General features: G+C 66.8%; 14 protein-coding genes. 9 read left to right on the top strand and 5 right to left on the bottom strand.

Going from position 1 to position 14,652, the window contains the following annotated elements; translation table 11 throughout:
- Nucleotides 1-3: 3 nt before the first annotated feature.
- Together VHB27_RS08390 and scpB are read left to right on the top strand one after the other, a co-directional pair.
- Complete coding sequence (locus tag VHB27_RS08390; RefSeq protein ID WP_325599181.1) at nt 4-783, top strand: segregation and condensation protein A; 780 nt, start codon at nt 4-6, stop codon at nt 781-783.
- Entirely contained in the window at nt 780-1,313 is a 534-nt protein-coding gene (scpB, locus tag VHB27_RS08385; RefSeq protein ID WP_325599179.1) for an SMC-Scp complex subunit ScpB, read from the top strand. Before VHB27_RS08390 ends, scpB begins: the two co-directional genes overlap by 4 nt.
- Here the strand turns inward: scpB and VHB27_RS08380 are convergent.
- Both VHB27_RS08380 and VHB27_RS08375 read right to left on the bottom strand, forming a co-directional pair.
- Complete coding sequence (locus VHB27_RS08380; RefSeq protein WP_325599176.1) at nt 1,258-2,694, bottom strand: cytochrome-c peroxidase; 1,437 nt, start codon at nt 2,692-2,694, stop codon at nt 1,258-1,260. The two genes, scpB and VHB27_RS08380, sit on opposite strands and share 56 nt — an antisense overlap.
- A gap of 7 nt (nt 2,695-2,701) precedes the next feature.
- Nucleotides 2,702-4,369, bottom strand: coding sequence for a phospholipase C (locus VHB27_RS08375; protein WP_408903983.1), 1,668 nt, complete (start codon nt 4,367-4,369; stop codon nt 2,702-2,704).
- 201 nt (nt 4,370-4,570) lie between these two features.
- On the opposite strand from VHB27_RS08375, the gene panB reads away from it, so the two are divergent.
- From panB to VHB27_RS08355, 4 genes are all read left to right on the top strand, one after another.
- Nucleotides 4,571-5,383 (top strand): 3-methyl-2-oxobutanoate hydroxymethyltransferase, encoded by an 813-nt coding sequence (gene panB / locus VHB27_RS08370; protein ID WP_325599174.1) that lies wholly within the window; start codon nt 4,571-4,573, stop codon nt 5,381-5,383.
- Between the two features lie 190 nt (nt 5,384-5,573).
- On the top strand, nt 5,574-7,547 hold the full coding sequence (locus VHB27_RS08365; protein ID WP_325599172.1) for a protein kinase domain-containing protein: 1,974 nt from the start codon (nt 5,574-5,576) through the stop codon (nt 7,545-7,547).
- Nucleotides 7,547-7,993, top strand: coding sequence for a hypothetical protein (locus VHB27_RS08360; RefSeq protein WP_325599170.1), 447 nt, complete (start codon nt 7,547-7,549; stop codon nt 7,991-7,993). The genes VHB27_RS08365 and VHB27_RS08360 overlap by 1 nt, the downstream gene beginning before the upstream one ends.
- A 141-nt stretch (nt 7,994-8,134) precedes the next feature.
- Entirely contained in the window at nt 8,135-9,376 is a 1,242-nt protein-coding gene (locus VHB27_RS08355) for an ABC transporter substrate-binding protein (protein ID WP_325599168.1), read from the top strand.
- 14 nt (nt 9,377-9,390) lie between these two features.
- Here the strand turns inward: VHB27_RS08355 and VHB27_RS08350 are convergent, their stop codons facing one another.
- A complete protein-coding gene (locus VHB27_RS08350) occupies nt 9,391-9,870 on the bottom strand; it encodes a MaoC family dehydratase (protein ID WP_325599166.1) in 480 nt (159 codons plus the stop codon).
- Between the two features lie 74 nt (nt 9,871-9,944).
- Nucleotides 9,945-10,808 (bottom strand): glycosyltransferase family 9 protein, encoded by an 864-nt coding sequence (locus VHB27_RS08345; RefSeq protein ID WP_325599164.1) that lies wholly within the window; start codon nt 10,806-10,808, stop codon nt 9,945-9,947.
- An 84-nt stretch (nt 10,809-10,892) separates the two neighbouring features.
- On the opposite strand from VHB27_RS08345, the gene VHB27_RS08340 reads away from it, so the two are divergent.
- The 3 genes from VHB27_RS08340 (at nt 10,893) to VHB27_RS08330 (ending at nt 14,086) form a co-directional block, all read left to right on the top strand.
- Nucleotides 10,893-12,071 carry an acyl-CoA dehydrogenase family protein gene (locus VHB27_RS08340; protein ID WP_325599162.1) on the top strand — a complete coding sequence of 393 codons (1,179 nt, stop codon included), beginning with the start codon at nt 10,893-10,895 and terminating at the stop codon, nt 12,069-12,071.
- A gap of 196 nt (nt 12,072-12,267) precedes the next feature.
- Entirely contained in the window at nt 12,268-13,554 is a 1,287-nt protein-coding gene (locus tag VHB27_RS08335; RefSeq protein ID WP_325599160.1) for an MFS transporter, read from the top strand.
- Nucleotides 13,555-13,702: 148 nt separating this feature from the next.
- Nucleotides 13,703-14,086: a hypothetical protein gene (locus VHB27_RS08330; protein WP_325599159.1), complete on the top strand. Its 384-nt coding sequence runs from the start codon at nt 13,703-13,705 to the stop codon at nt 14,084-14,086.
- Nucleotides 14,087-14,112: 26 nt separating this feature from the next.
- Here the strand turns inward: VHB27_RS08330 and VHB27_RS08325 are convergent, their stop codons facing one another.
- Entirely contained in the window at nt 14,113-14,646 is a 534-nt protein-coding gene (locus VHB27_RS08325) for a UGSC family (seleno)protein (RefSeq protein WP_325599157.1), read from the bottom strand.
- Nucleotides 14,647-14,652 lie beyond the last annotated feature (6 nt).

The raw sequence follows: 14,652 nt of genomic DNA, 5'->3' as shown, positions 1-14,652 counted from the left end.
CGCATGGAACCCGCCCTCGACACCGCGCATAGCGCCGCGGACACGCTGATCCTGCACCTCGACGGGTTCGAGGGCCCGATGGACCTGCTGCTCAATCTCGCGCGGGCGCAGAAGGTCGATCTGGCGAAGATCTCGATCCTGTCGCTGGTGGACCAATACCTGGCGGTGATTGCGGATGCGCGGAAATACAGCCTGGAACTGACCGCCGATTGGCTGCTGATGGCGGCCTGGCTGACCTGGCTGAAATCACGCCTGCTGCTGCCCGCCCCGTCCGATGAGCTAGAGGACGCCGAGGCGGTCGCCGCCGCGTTGACAGAGCGGCTGGCCGAACTCAGCGCGATGCGCAAACTGTCGGCATGGCTGGGGCGCCGGCCGATCCTGGGCGACGATGTTTTCGCCCGCGGCATGCCCGAAAGCCACGAGGAAATCGACAGTTCGGGCGTGGTCATCGAGCCCGGGGTGTTCATCCGGGCTTATCTGCGCGCGATGCGGCGGGGGGCGAAGTCGACCGGCTATACGCCCAAGCCGCTGAATTTCTGGACCTTGCAGGCTGCGCTGCACAGCATGTCGCAGCGGGCGGAGCGGCAATTCTCCTGGACGGACCTGCAGGATTTCCTCCCCGAGTCGCCATTCAACGAAACCGAGCGGCGGGCGGCGGTGGCGAGCACGTTCCTGGCAGGCCTTGAACTGGCAAAAAGCGGCGCCGTCCAGGTGCGGCAGCAAGAGGCCTTCGGCCCCATCCTATTGCGCACGACGCCGGACGGCTCCGACCCCGCGCCGTGACCGACGTAACGATCCTGCCGACCGACGATACGCTGCGCCTGATCGAGGCGCTGGTGTTCGCCAGTGCGGAGGTCGTGCCCATGAAGGACATCTCCGCCCTGCTGCCGGAAGGCATCCATGCGGACGTCGTCGTCAAGGTGCTGAAGGCCCGCTACGCCGGGCGTGGGGTGGAGGTGGTGGAGGTCGCAGGCGGCGTCGCGTTCCGCACCGCGCTGGACCTTGCGCCGCGGCTGCGGAAACTGATCGCCAAGCCCCGGCGGCTGACGCCGGTGGCGATGGAGACGCTGTCGATCATCGCTTACCACCAGCCGGTGACACGGGCGGAGATCGAGCATATCCGCGGGGCCTCCCTGTCGCAGCAGACGCTGGACCAGTTGCTGGAGCTGGAACTGATCACGCCGAAAGGCCGGCGCGACACGCCGGGGCGGCCGACGATCTGGGGCACCACCGCGGGGTTCCTGTCCTATTTCGGGATCAAGGCGCTGGATGAACTGCCGCGGCGGGACGATCTCCTGATCGATCGCGGCTAGGGGTAACGGACGGCCGATCCGGTCTGTAGCCATCGGTCAGCGTTCCCAGAAAGGCGATGATGTCCTGCTCCTCCTGCGGCGTCATCGCGGGCTGCTCGCCCGGATGGCGGTCGAAGGGCGGGTCGGTTACATCGACATTGGCACGATAGGCGGCAGGGATGTCGTTGTATTTTTCAACCTTGCCATCCGGGCCGCGCGGATAGATGCGGCCTGGGTCGACGTCGCGGTAGTCGTAGAAGTCCAGCACCTGCTGCAGCGTCGTATAGCGACCGTTGTGGAAGAACACGTGGCGCCGCGCGACGTTGCGCAGCGTCGGCGTGATGAACATGCCGCAGTAGGCGGTCTGGTTCCGCATGTCAGTCCGCCAGGGGCCGCACAGGCCGAGATCGTGATAGGCCGGATCGGCATTGGCCTTCAGTGCCGGGTTGCGGGGCACGCCCAGGGCCTCGAACTGATGGTCGGTGAACAGCGGCGGCTCACCGTTCGGTCCGACCGTGTCGACATGGCAACCGCCGCAGTTGGCTTTGTCGGGGTCGTTGTACAGGACGTAGCCGCGCATCTCCGCCGGCGTCATCCGGGCGCGGCCCTCCAGCCAGTCATCGAATTTGCTGGTGAAGGGATGGAAGTCCACGTTCTCGATCTGGTAGCGCGCCAGCGCGAACGTGGCCTCATCCACCAGCAGGCTGTCGTTTCGCAGGATGGTCGAACCGAACAACTGTACGAACCGCTTGGCGTATGATGCGTGGCGCAGCTTCTCGGCGACGGCGTGGATCGACGTGTTGGCCATCTCCAGCGGGTTCAGCAGCGGACCCGTTGCCTGCTGTTCCAGCGAATCGGCCCTGCCGTCCCAGAACAAGCCGCCCTGGGGCACCAGCGCGGCGGCGCTCTGGGCCGTGCTGTCGGCGGTCTTGGTGGGGCGGGCGATGTCCTGGCTTTGGGCGACCATCTGCGCCAGGGTGACGTTCTCGTTTTCCTCGTCGTCCGGACCGACGCTGAAGGCCGGTTCCTCCTCCAGGTATTCCAGGCTGGGCGGCGGTCGTACGCCTTGCAGGGTCATGTGCGGCCCGCCCAGGACGGCGGGCGCGTCGCCGCCGGGACCATAGGCATGATCCGGCATATGACAGGTCGCGCAGGACTGACGGCCGGAAACCGAGAGGCTGGTGTCCATGAACTCCAGCTTCCCCAATTCCGCCATGGCGGACAGCGAGGCCTGGACCGGTCGGCGCAGCTTGACCGGCCAGGGGTTCTCGCCCCGCGCCAAGGCGGCTTGCGCCCGATCGTCATGCGGCGGCGACGGAACGCCGGCCGCCAGGCAGGTCAGCGCCAGGCCGATCCCGCCCGTGACCGCCGCAACGGCCAGACCGAGGCGCACGGGGCGCATCGGGTCGTCAGTTCGTCGTGGGCGCGGATTTCAGGACCTCGCCCGTCGCGGGATCCAGATAGAACGGCGTCAGATGCGGCTTGGCCTTGAAGTCGAACATCCCCATTACGCTGCCGGACGTGGCGTCGAAGGATCCGCCGCCCAGCCGCCGACCGTGCAGCCAGTTGTCCTCGATGAAGCGGACCACCGAGGCCTGGCTGATCAATCGGTGGTCCACGCTGTTGGTCCGAGCCCAGGGCGAGACGATCAGGAACGGGATGCGCGTGCCCGGCCCGCAGCGGCCATTCACCGGCTTGCCGTCCACACCATCCTTCGCCGGGCCGGTCCCGCACTTGGCGGGTCCATTGAGCTGGTCCACCTGATCGGAGGAACTGCTGGTGGTCTTGGTGAAGACGTGATCATACCAGCCGTCGGAGTCGTCCCAGGTGATGATGACCGCGGTGTTCTTCCAGTCGGGCAATTGCTGCAGGAAGTTGATGAGCTGCACCGATCCGGCCTGCTCATCCAGCGGGTCGGAATAGCCGGCATGGCCGTCCTGGTAAGCGGGCAGCTTGATGAAGGACACCGAGGGGAAATCGCCTGCCTTCACGGCGGCGTAGAAGTCCGCCAGGTCGTATTCGTGGTTCGCCGGATCGCGGGTCTTGCCGTCCGCCTCCAGGCTATGGCCCACGGCCGCGAGCGTGCTGGGTCGTGCATGGGTCGGGTTGGCGGTGGAGCTGTAATACTGGAACCAGTTGTGGTGCGGGATGTAGTCGACCACGTTCTGGCCCACGACCTCGGAATGCGTGCTGCGCTGGCAGGCGGTGGTGCCGTTCGCGTTCTTGATGCCCAGGTCGAAGCCGCCCATGAAGCCGCCCCACGTGACGCTGCCGTCGTTCAGCAGGTCGCCGATGTTCTTCCCGGTCATCATCACCTGGTCCTTGGGCGCGGAACAGGCGTCATAGGCAGGGTCGACGTCGTTGATCATCGTCAGGCCGCCCTGGCCATCGTTGATGTAGTAGCTGACGGCGGCCATCGTGGAGGGCTGTTTGGTGGTGGCGACGATCTTCATCCCGTTCGTCTGGCCCGCGACCACTTCCAGCGCCCCCGGCGTGCTGGGGCCATAGGTGTCTGTGAAGGCGTTGTCGTCCATCGCGAAGCGCTGGGCGTAGTGCCACATGGCGGTGACGGTGTTGCCGTCGAAATAACCCATCACCTGGCCCTTGGTGCCGAACGTGCCGGCCCCGCCTGCCGTGCCCTTGCCGGTGTATTTGGGGAACAGGTCCGCTTTGCCGCCATTATAGGCCTGCTGTTCGGCCGTATAGGCATGGTTCTGGTCGGCCGTATTGGCCTGGGTGCGGTCCAGGCGGAAAGGCGCGGCGGCATCAGGGCCGTTGGCCGGGTTCAGGTTCGGGTTCTTGATCAGCAGCCCGGCGTTTTCCACGCTCGCCACCCGCGGTGTGTGCGGCGTGGCGGCAAAAGCAGGTTCGCCCGGCGGATTGGCCGCCTTCGGGTAGGTAGCGAAGTAATGGTCGAACGACACGTTCTCATTGAACAGCACCACAAGGTGCTTGATCGGCGTCGCGGTGCGCGCGGCATCCTCGGGGCTGACCGCGGCGCCGGCCGGCCCTGACGTCAGCATTGTGGTCGTGAGAAGGCCGGTGACGGCGGAAGCCAACAATTTGCGTCGGATCATGAGGCGAATCCTGCGAGAACGTGATCAACGTTGGTTCTCTACGGTGCGCTCCGCTATCCGACATGTGAAGAACTGATGACACGGGATGTCCCCGCTTCCCGCGACCGGCGGGCGGGACGGATCGGCGCCGGCGGTTGACATCCACTCCCGCCGGCGATGTCCTGCGCGGCCCTCGGCTGGCTCAGCAAGGTCAAGAACACCATGACAGGAAACGTCCCCGCGGCACGTGTCGCGTTCGACCAGTTAAAGAAGGGCGGCGCGCCAATCGCCTGCCTGACCGCCTATACCGCGCCGATCGCCCGCCTGGTCGATCCGCATGTCGACCTGATCCTTGTCGGCGATTCCCTGGGCATGGTCGTCTATGGCTTCGCCAATACACTGTCGGTGACGCTGGACATGATGATCGCGCACGGCGCCGCTGTCGTGCGGAACACCGTGCATGCGCTGGTCGTCGTCGATCTCCCGTTCGGCACCTATGAGGACTCGCCGCGTCGGGCCCTGGAAAGTGCCTTGCGGGTGATGCGCGAAACCGGCTGCCAGGCGGTGAAGCTGGAGGGCGGGCAGGAGATGGCGGAGACCGTCGCCCACCTGGTGCGCCACGGGATCCCCGTCCAGGGACATATCGGCCTGATGCCCCAATCCGTCGAGAAGATGGGCGGCTTCAAGATCCAGGGCCGGGGCCCTGATTCAAGCGCCAAGGTCAGGGCAGATGCCGAGGCCATCGCGGCCGCCGGCGCGTTCTCCATCGTCATCGAGGGCACCGTGGAGCCGGTGGCGCGCGCGATCACCGACAGCGTCGCGGTCCCCACCATCGGCATCGGCGCCTCGCCCGCCTGCGACGGGCAGATCCTGGTGGTCGACGACATACTCGGCCTGGTCCCGAAGCCGCCGCGCTTCGCCAAGCGTTATGCCGACGTGCCGGCCCTGGTGACCCACGCCGTCACGGCGTATGCGGACGACGTTCGGGCAAGGCGCTTTCCCGGTCCGGAGCATTGTTTCGGCGACAAGGCCTGACGGTCAGCCGCCGCCATCCGTCCACGGGTTGCGGAAAAAGCGCAGCCTGCCGAACTGGGCTGTGCCCTATGGGTGAGAAACGGAAATCAGGGGACCCTTGCCCGTGCTCGCGTCTATCCCCGCCCGTTAACCGATCGTAAACTTCTCCCCCGCTAGGCTGCGGCGGCTCGACCAAAATGGCCCGCACCGCATGCCGCCTCCTGCTTCCTCATCCCTGCCGCTGATCGCCGGCCGCTTTACCGTTCATCCCGACAAGCCGATGCCGGAGGCTGGAGGCGGGCTGCCTGCCTTCCTCGCCACCAGCCAGGACGCCGCCGATGGCGCGCATATCGGTATCATGGTGGCCCGCGACGCCTCGCCGCGGGTCGAGGCGTTGCGCATGATCACCGATCATATCGACTGCCTGATGACCCCTGGCGGCCACGGCGTCGGCCCCGCACCGAACGGCGGCGAAACCTGTTACATTATTTATTCCGCCCCGCCGGGACCGCCCCTGTCCGCCGGCACGACGCGGTGGACCGATCGCGCGCTGATCGACCAGGTGCTGAAGCCGACGGCGCGCATCCTGCTGACGCTGCAGGGGATGGGGCTGACGCACCGCGCCATCCGGCCGGACAACGTCTTCCTGGAGGGGCCTGGCCAACTCGTCACCTTGGGCGCAGCCTGGGCCACCCCGCCGGCCATGCACCAGCCGACGCTGTTCGAGACGCCCTATACAGCCATGTGCGAACCCGTTGCGCGCGGTCCGGGGACGATCGCCGACGACGTCTATGCCCTTGGCGTCCTGATGATGTGCCTCGCGGCCGGCAAGACGCCCTGCGAGGGCATGACCGACGAGGAGATCATCCGCGCCAAGCTCGGCCTGGGCAGCTTCGCCGCCCTGTCGCGCGACCTGCGGCTGTCGGGCTTCATGACCGACCTGCTGTCCGGCCTGCTGGCCGAGGACCCGGACCATCGCCCCTCGCCGAAGCTGCTGCTCGATCCCAACGCCGCTCGCGCCCGCCGCGTCGCGTCCAGTCCCGCCCGGCGCAGCCACGATCCGCTGCAACTGGGCGACCTTGTGCTGCACGACGCCCGCACCGTCGCCTATGCGATGTTCAAGGATGAGCGGCGGGCCATTCAGGCACTCCGCAATCCGACGATCTCGACGTGGCTGCGCCGGAGCCTGGGCGATGCCGGGGTCGCCCAGAAGATCGAAGACCTCGTGCGCAAGCGGATGGCCGAGACGCGGCCCGACCCGCGCAGCGACGCCAGGCTGCTGATGCGGGCGATCGCGGTACTCGATCCGCGGATGCCGGTGTGCTGGCGCGGCGTGGCGATGCGGCCCGACGGGGCGGCCGGCCTGCTGTCGGCCGCGATCGGCGACGATCCGAAGATGCTGTCGATCATCCAGGAGATCTTCATACACGACATCATCGAGATCTGGGCCACCAGCCATCGGTTCGACAAGCCGTATCGTTCGAAACGATCTGCCCGCGTCGTCGCCGCCTGCCAGCGCCTGGCCGCGGACGGCGTGCCGGATGCGCTGTTGCGCATGTTCTATCGGGTCAATCCGATGCTGCCATGTGCCGCGCCGGCGATGGCCAGGGACTGGATCGTTGACGTTCCAAGCCTGCTGACCGCCCTCGACAAGGCGGCGCCAGCGGCAAAGGGGTCACTGCTCGACCCGCCTCTGATCGCCTTCATCAGCGCGCGCGCGGAAGAGGATGTCGAACCGCAGCTTCGTGCGCTCGCAACGGCGCAGACCGAGGATGATCGGCGCCGGACCGAGATCAGCCTGCTGCGTGCCCTGCAAGCCGGTCACGGCGCAGGTCCGTTGCAGGCGCTCACGGCCTGGGCGGCGAAGCGGCTGACGCCCGCGGTTGAGAGCTGGCGCAACCGCCCACACCGCCAGCAGATCGCCGCGCGCCTTGGGGAACTGGCGAAGGCCGGCGACCTGGCGCCCATCCTCGACCTGCTGTTCAACCGGATCCGCCGTGAGCAGGATGCGGCCGGGGAACGGCTGGCAATCGAGCGGCTTGCGTCCATCGATGCGGAAATCCGCGCGATCGATGAGGACGACACTGCCAGGGCCCTGGTCGCACGCCATTTCGGGGCGGTGATCGTCGCGGGCGGCGGACTGGTGGTCCTGATCCTGCGCGCTCTTGCGCTGATGACGCCGTGATGCGGATCCTGTTGCTGCTGATCCTGGTGCTGGGCGTCGGCGCGTTGATCGCTCTGTCGCCCGACCTGGCCATCCCGGTGGCGCTGCTGCTGTTGCCAGGTCTGGTGACGCTGCTGCTCGACCGCTCGCCTGGGCTGACCTTGGCGCGGGCCATGTTGGTGTTCCAGGCCGTGGCGTCCATCGGGCCGGTGCACCGGGCGTTCTATGCCTGCACCGGCCTGCATGAATGCCTGGCGCGGATCGACCGGCCACGGAGCGTGCTGATCGCCTGGCTGGCCGCTGCCGTCGCCTGGGCGCTGTGCGAGTTGGCGCCGATCGGGCTGCGGCTGCTGGACGATGCACGGCTGCGCATTCGCCGCGCCGAATTGCAGAAGCAGCGTGCCGAGCTGATGGCGGAATGGGGATTGAACGATCCTGGCGGCGGCCCGGGCGCCCGGAGGCGGTAGCCTCCTCCAACGGTATCGATGGAAACATCCTGGGGCAGGTTGCGGCCAGTCCGAAGCGGTCCGGGCGCGTATCAAACCTCTTGTGCGAAGCGGCCAGTTGGCGGACGCTGTCGTCAGAACAAAAACATGGGAGGTTGCGTAATGGGACAGATGTTCCGTCGGCGGCATGTGCTTGCCGCTGGCTTCGCGGGCGGCTTTGCCGCCGGGTCTTCCCGCTCCGCTCGGGCTCAAGCGGCGCCGATCAAGATCGGGGTGCTGACGGACATGGTGGGCGCCTATGCCGCCAATACCGGACCGGGATCCGTGGTCGGCGCCCGGCTGGCGATCGAGGATTTCGCCAAGGCCCATCCGCGGATCAAGGTCGAGCTCGTCTCGGCTGACCTGCAGCTCAAGCCGGACGTGGCGGTGGCGATCGCCGGTGACTGGTTCAACAACCAGGGCGTCGACCTGATCACGGACGTGCCGTTGTCTTCAGCGGCCTTCGCCATCGGCGACATGGTGAAGGCCAAGGACAAGGTGGCGATCTTTACCGGCGGCGCGTCGGCCGACATCACCGGCAAGCATTGCGGCCCGAACCACCTGCACTGGGCCTATGACACCTGGTGCATGCCCCATGCAGTGGTGGACGCGACCGTGAAGGATGGCGGCGACACCTGGTATTTCATCACCGCCGACTATGCCTTCGGCCACTCGCTGGAAAACGACGCAGCGAGCTTCGTCGTCGCCGCGCACGGCAAGGTGCTGGGCCAGGCGCTGGCGCCGTTTCCGGGGACCACGGATTTCTCGTCGTATCTGGTGCAGGCGCAATCGTCGGGTGCGAAGGTGATCGGCTTCGCCAACGGCGGCAATGACACGGTGAACTGCATCAAGCAGGCGGCTGAGTTCGGCTTGCAGAAGACGGGCGCCAAGATCGCCGGGCTGCTGTTCCTGATCCATGACGTGCATGGCGTCGGCCTGCAGGCGGCGCAGGGCGTGCTGCTGACGGAGCCGTTCTATTGGAACTTGAACGAGCATACCCGAGCATTCACGAAGCGGTATGCGGGGCGGATGCCGAATAATGTGCCGGGATCGGTGCATGCCGCGCAATATTCCGCCGTCACCCACTACCTCAAAGCTGTCGCCGCGCTCGGTGTCGACAAGGCGAAAGCCAGCGGACGCACGGTGGTCGAGTGGATGAAAGCCAATCCGACCGACGACCCCCTGTTCGGCAAGGGGCTGGTGCGCACGGACGGGCGGAAGATCCACGACATGTACCTCTTCGAGGTCAAGTCGCCAGCACAGTCGAAAATGCCGTTCGACTATTACATCACCAAGCGCGTCGTGCCGGCGGCGCAGGCGTTCCGGCCGCTCGACCAGGGGGGCTGTCCGCTGGTGCGGAGCTGATCACGCCGGGCCGTTCATCCTGCTTGGGGATCGCGGACGCGGACGAAGTTCATGGGCTTGAAGCTCATGACCACGTCGCCGTTCTGGTTCAGGGTCTCGACCAGGCTGTGGACCAGTCCGCGATCGGGACGGGAGCTGGAGCGGCGGGCCTCGGTCACGGTGACCCGCACGGACAACGTGTCGCCGGGCCGGACGGGGCGGGTCCAGCGGACCTCATCGACGCCGGGGGCGACCAGGCCATTGAACGGCAGGTAGTTGTCGACGACCTGGCGCATGGTCACGCCCATGGTCTGCCAGCCGCTGGCGATGATCTCGCCGAACGGGCCGGCGGCCGCCAGCGCTGGGTTCACATGCATGGCCTGCGGGTCGTATTGGCTGGCGAAGGCGATGATCTCGGCTTCCGTCAGGTGGACGGAGCCGCATTCGTAGGTGGCGCCGACGACGTAATCCTCGAAGAAGCGGTCGGTGGGCGGGGTGGCGAAGGTGTGGGTCATCGCGGTCCTGTCTCCGGGTCGCTGGCCGGTAGCATGGGGGGCGGCGATGGGCAAACAAGCGGCGGTGATGGTGGCTATTCCAGCAGGCGCCGGGCGGCGTCGACGACCGCGTCGACAGTGATCGCGTCCATGTCGCGTCCGCGCACGGCGATGGCGCGCCGTCCGACGGGGCCGTAGACATCCGCGTCGGTCGGCCCGAACAGGCCGACAGTGGGCGCGCCCGCCGCGGCGGCCATGTGCATCAGGCCGGAATCGTTCCCGATGAAAAGACTGGCTCGGGCCAGGCAGGCCGACACCTCCGGCAGCGAGAGTTTCGCCACCAGATCGATCGCGCCGGGCAACTGGGCCAATACGGCATCGGCCATCGCCCGCTCGCGCGCACCGGGGGCACCGAGCACGACGGGGCGGGTGTCGGGACCGGCGAGGCGGCGGAAGGCGGCGGCAAAACGATCCCCTGGCCAGACCTTCCCCGGCCAGTTGGCGGTGGGGGCCAGGGCGATGAACGGCCGGTCCGGTCCCAGCAGCGCCCGGACCCGTTGGGTGTCGGCGTCGTCGAACCAGGCGACCGGGGCAGGGGGCGGATCCAGTCCCAGGATCGCCGCCAACTCCGCCGTTTTTGGCCCGCCTCGGCGACGGAACACCGCGCGCCGCCGCGTGGGCACCAGCCAGGACAGCGCGGAGCCCCTTATGTCCACCACGAGGTCCCACAGATGCGGCGCGACGGTTGCCCACAGGCGGACCCAATGTGCGCCCCAATCCCGCTTTTCCATCACCAGCGTCGCCGCCCGGTTCGGCATGCGGTCGAACAGGCCCTCGGCCACCGGGCCGCAGACGACGGTGATGCGTGCCGCCGGGTAGGTGCGGATCAGGTGGTCCAGCAGCCCGGTGGACAGGACAGCATCGCCCAGGCGAGTAGAGGTGACGAAAAGGATACGCATGACCGTCGCGCTGTAGCAGGGGTTTGACCCGCCGCCCATGGTTGGGCATGGCTTGGCGCCAATCATTGCCGCTGGAGGAAGTCCATGTCCGAAGAAACCGTCGTCGCCCTGGGTGAGGACTATCCGGAACTGCGGGAGTCCGTCCGCCGCATCTGCGCGCGGTATCCCGGTACCTACTGGTCCGGGCTGGAGGAGAAGGAGGCCTATCCTACTGAATTCGTGGGCGAACTGACCGAGGCCGGGTTCCTCGGCGCGCTGATCCCCGAGGAGTACGGCGGCTCCGGCCTACCGCTGCGCGCGGCGGCGGTGATCCTGGAGGAGATCAACGCCAATGGCTGCGTCGCCAGCCAGGGCCATGCGCAGATGTACATCATGGGTACGCTGCTGCGGCATGGCAGCGAGGCGCAGAAGCGGAAATACCTCCCTGAGATCGCCGCCGGCCGCATCCGCCTGCAGGCGTTCGGCGTCACGGAGCCGACGACAGGGTCGGACACCACGCAACTGAAGACCCGCGCGGTGCGGGATGGCGATTCCTATGTCATCAACGGGCAGAAAGTATGGACGTCGCGCGCGCTGCATTCGGACATGATGCTGCTGCTGGCGCGCACGACCTCGGCCGACCAGGTGAAGAAGCGCAGCGACGGGCTGTCGGTGTTCCTGATCGACATGACCGCGAAGAACACCGGCAAGGGCCTGACGGTGCGGCCGATCAAGGCGATGATCAACCACAACACGACCGAGGTGTTCTTCGATAATTTCCGCATTCCCGCCGACAGCCTGATCGGCGAGGAAGGAAAGGGGTTCCGCTATATCCTGGATGGCATGAACGCCGAACGAATCCTGGTGGCCAGCGAGGCGGTGGGCGACGGCAAGTGGTTCGTGAAGAAGGCGACGCAATATGCCAAGGACCGGGTGGTGTTCGGCGCGCCGATCGGCAAGAACCAGGCGGTGCAGTTCCCGATCGCCCGCGCCTGGGCGGAACTGGAGGCCGCCGACATGATCTGCCGCCGCGCGGCGGCGCTGTTCGACGACGGCAAGGAATGCGGCGCGGACGCCAACATCGCCAAGCTGTTGGCGTCGGAAGCGGCCTGGAAGGCCGCCGACACGACCATGCAGACCTATGGCGGGTTCGCCTATGCGCGGGAATACGAGATCGAGCGGAAATGGCGCGAGGTGCGGCTGTACCAGATCGCCCCGATCTCGACCAACCTGATCCTGGGCTATGTCGGCCAGCACGTGCTGGGGATGCCGCGGTCGTATTGAATTCGGTTACATATGATATGAACTGGCCCTTCAAGGGGCCGGTTGCAGCCGGACGGGGCGGCGATTGACATCCGTCAGGCCTGTTCGCAACATCGAGGCATAACGGCCGCGAGCGGATGACTGATGTCACCACGTTCAGACGTCATCGTGCTCAGCGGCCGACGGAACCTTGGGAAACGGACTGGAAACGTCAGCCATGATGGGTATGCGGTTACGCTGGGTCATCGGTTCGCTCATGTTCCTGGCGGGCATGATCAACTATCTCGACCGGTCGGCGCTTGGCGTTGCGGCGCCCTTGATCCGCCAGGACCTGCACTTGGATGCGTCTCAGCTTGGCATCGTCTTCAGCAGCTTTTCGTTCGGCTATGCGCTGTTCTGTTTCGTCGGCGGTTACGCCTCCGACCGATTTGGGCCGCGCAACGTCATGGGCGTGTCCATGATCGCCTGGTCGATCTTCTGCGGCCTGACCGCCGCGGCCTGGAGCGTCGCGTCGCTGCTGGTCGTCCGAATCCTGTTCGGCATGGGGGAGGGGCCGATCGGCTCGACCTTCAACAAGACCGTCCGAAACTGGTTTCCGCACGGCCAGCAGGCCAGCGCGGTCAGCGTCGCCAACGCCGGCACTCCGCTGGGCGCGGCCGTTTCAGGACCGGTCGTCGGATTGCTCGCCCTCAGCGTCGGCTGGCGGCCGGCCTTCATCATCATCGCCCTGATCGGCATCGCCTGGGTCGTGTTCTGGTATGCGATCGCGACCGATCATCCCCGCGAGAACGGCCGCATCACGTCGCAGGAACTGGCCGAATTCGAGGACGGCCAGAAGACCCAGCCGCCGCCCTCGGCCTCGCCCCAGCCGCTGGGCAGCCTGATCGCGCGGCCGGCGATCCTGGCCACGGCCTTCGCCTTCTTCGGCTATTCCTGCATCCTGTTCTTCTTCCTGACCTGGTTCCCGACCTACCTGGTGTCGGCGCGGCACTTGAGCATCGCCAGCATGAGCTTCGCCACCACCATCCCCTGGCTGGTCGGGTTCATCGGGCTGACGGCGGGCGGCCCGCTCTGCGACCTGATCTTCAAGATGACCGGCAACCCGATTCTGGCGCGCAAGCTGGTCCTGGTGGTGTGTTTGCTGGTGGCGGCGCTGTGCATCGGGCTGGCAGGCGAGGCGGACACGGTGTTTTCGGCCGTCGCGCTGATGACCGTGTCGGTGTTCTTCATGTATCTGACGGGGAACACTTATTGGGCGATCATCCTCGATACGATCGAGCAGGACCGCGTCGGCGGCGTCTCGGGCTTCGTCCATTTCATCGCCAATTGCGGCGGCATCGTCGCGCCGCTGATGACGGGGTTCATCGTGCAGGCGACCGGTTCCTTCTTCGCCGCGTTCCTGGCGACAGGGGCGATCGCGGTACTGGGCGCGCTGGGGGTGGCGGTGTTCGTCCGCGCCCCGGCGGCTGCCGCGATCGGCGGGCGGCTGCGGGCGGTCGGTTAGACCGTCATGGCGTCGATCCGCACGGCCATACCTTGCGGCGATTGCCTCCGACTGTGCGGGACGACCAAAAAATGTCGATGAGGGAATAATCGCCTCGCCGCGGTGTCCTATAAGGCGTGGCACCACGCAAAACGGGAGGAAACACGGCATGACGCGAAAGACGATCCTGACGACCCTGGCAGGCCTCATTTTGACGAGCGGCGTTGCGCTGGCGGCCGCTCCGGTCCAAGTCTCGACGACGGCGAAGGGAAGGACCTTGGTCGATGCCAAGGGCATGACGCTCTATACCTTCGCCAAGGACAGCGACGGCAAATCCGCCTGCAACGGCGCCTGCGCTACCAACTGGCCGCCGTTGAAGGCCGAACCCGGGGCAAGCAGCGGCGCGGGCTACTCGGTGATCATGCGCGACGACGGCAGCCGTCAATGGGCCTATAGGGGCAGGCCGCTCTATACCTGGAGCAAGGACAGCAAGCCGGGCGACGTCACCGGCGACGGATTCCTGAACGGCGCCTGGCACGTCGCCCGGCCCTGATCGAACGGACCGGCGACGGCTCCGGCTCAGGCGGCCGGTCTACCCGCCAGCAGCGTCTCGGCCTGTCGTGCGGCTGCCTTCGCCATGGCGAGCAGGGCGGCGTCCGACGCGCTGCTGATCGGGTGATCGATCACCGCGAACCGGTAGCCGGGAAAGCCCAGCACACGCGCCATCAACTCCGCCGCACTGACGAAGCGCGTCGTCATCACGCCCATGCCGGGAATGCCCAATCGTTCGGCTGTGATGGAGTCATGCAGACTGCACGACGAGCAGCTTCCTCAGTCGCCGACGCCGGCGACGACCGCCTGCCAGCGGCGCAACTCATCGACGATGTGCGGATCGGCCGGGGCGCTGTAGTTGGACTTGGTGCGCCGGACCACCGACGCGACGCCGTAATTCTGCCGCAGCACCTGCTCCAGATGGTTGAAGAACCCCTGGGTCCCTTCCTTTCCGTTGGAGACGAAACCGATCGTCGCGCCTGCCAGCGACGCCAGCCTGGGCGCCGGCCTGCCGACCAGGGGCACGGTTTCGTTGGTGGGATCGAGGACCCGGATCGTCATGCCGCC

Origin of the sequence: Rhodopila sp. (assembly GCF_035548235.1) — a bacterium.
Classification (GTDB): Bacteria; Pseudomonadota; Alphaproteobacteria; order Acetobacterales; family Acetobacteraceae; genus Rhodopila.
This window is presented reverse-complemented; position numbering and strand designations above follow the sequence as displayed.

Excerpts from the sequence above, each read along its gene's own strand:
- VHB27_RS08355 (WP_325599168.1), top strand. The coding sequence starts at position 8,135 with ATGGGACAGATGTTCCGTCGGCGGCATGTGCTTGCCGCTGGCTTCGCG.
- panB (WP_325599174.1), top strand. The coding sequence starts at position 4,571 with ATGACAGGAAACGTCCCCGCGGCACGTGTCGCGTTCGACCAGTTAAAG.
- VHB27_RS08350 (WP_325599166.1), bottom strand. The coding sequence starts at position 9,870 with ATGACCCACACCTTCGCCACCCCGCCCACCGACCGCTTCTTCGAGGAT.
- VHB27_RS08345 (WP_325599164.1), bottom strand. The coding sequence starts at position 10,808 with ATGCGTATCCTTTTCGTCACCTCTACTCGCCTGGGCGATGCTGTCCTG.
- VHB27_RS08340 (WP_325599162.1), top strand. The coding sequence starts at position 10,893 with ATGTCCGAAGAAACCGTCGTCGCCCTGGGTGAGGACTATCCGGAACTG.
- VHB27_RS08365 (WP_325599172.1), top strand. The coding sequence starts at position 5,574 with ATGCCGCCTCCTGCTTCCTCATCCCTGCCGCTGATCGCCGGCCGCTTT.
- VHB27_RS08380 (WP_325599176.1), bottom strand. The coding sequence starts at position 2,694 with ATGCGCCCCGTGCGCCTCGGTCTGGCCGTTGCGGCGGTCACGGGCGGG.
- VHB27_RS08375 (WP_408903983.1), bottom strand. The coding sequence starts at position 4,369 with ATGATCCGACGCAAATTGTTGGCTTCCGCCGTCACCGGCCTTCTCACG.
- VHB27_RS08390 (WP_325599181.1), top strand. The coding sequence starts at position 4 with ATGGAACCCGCCCTCGACACCGCGCATAGCGCCGCGGACACGCTGATC.
- VHB27_RS08335 (WP_325599160.1), top strand. The coding sequence starts at position 12,268 with ATGATGGGTATGCGGTTACGCTGGGTCATCGGTTCGCTCATGTTCCTG.
- VHB27_RS08330 (WP_325599159.1), top strand. The coding sequence starts at position 13,703 with ATGACGCGAAAGACGATCCTGACGACCCTGGCAGGCCTCATTTTGACG.
- VHB27_RS08360 (WP_325599170.1), top strand. The coding sequence starts at position 7,547 with ATGCGGATCCTGTTGCTGCTGATCCTGGTGCTGGGCGTCGGCGCGTTG.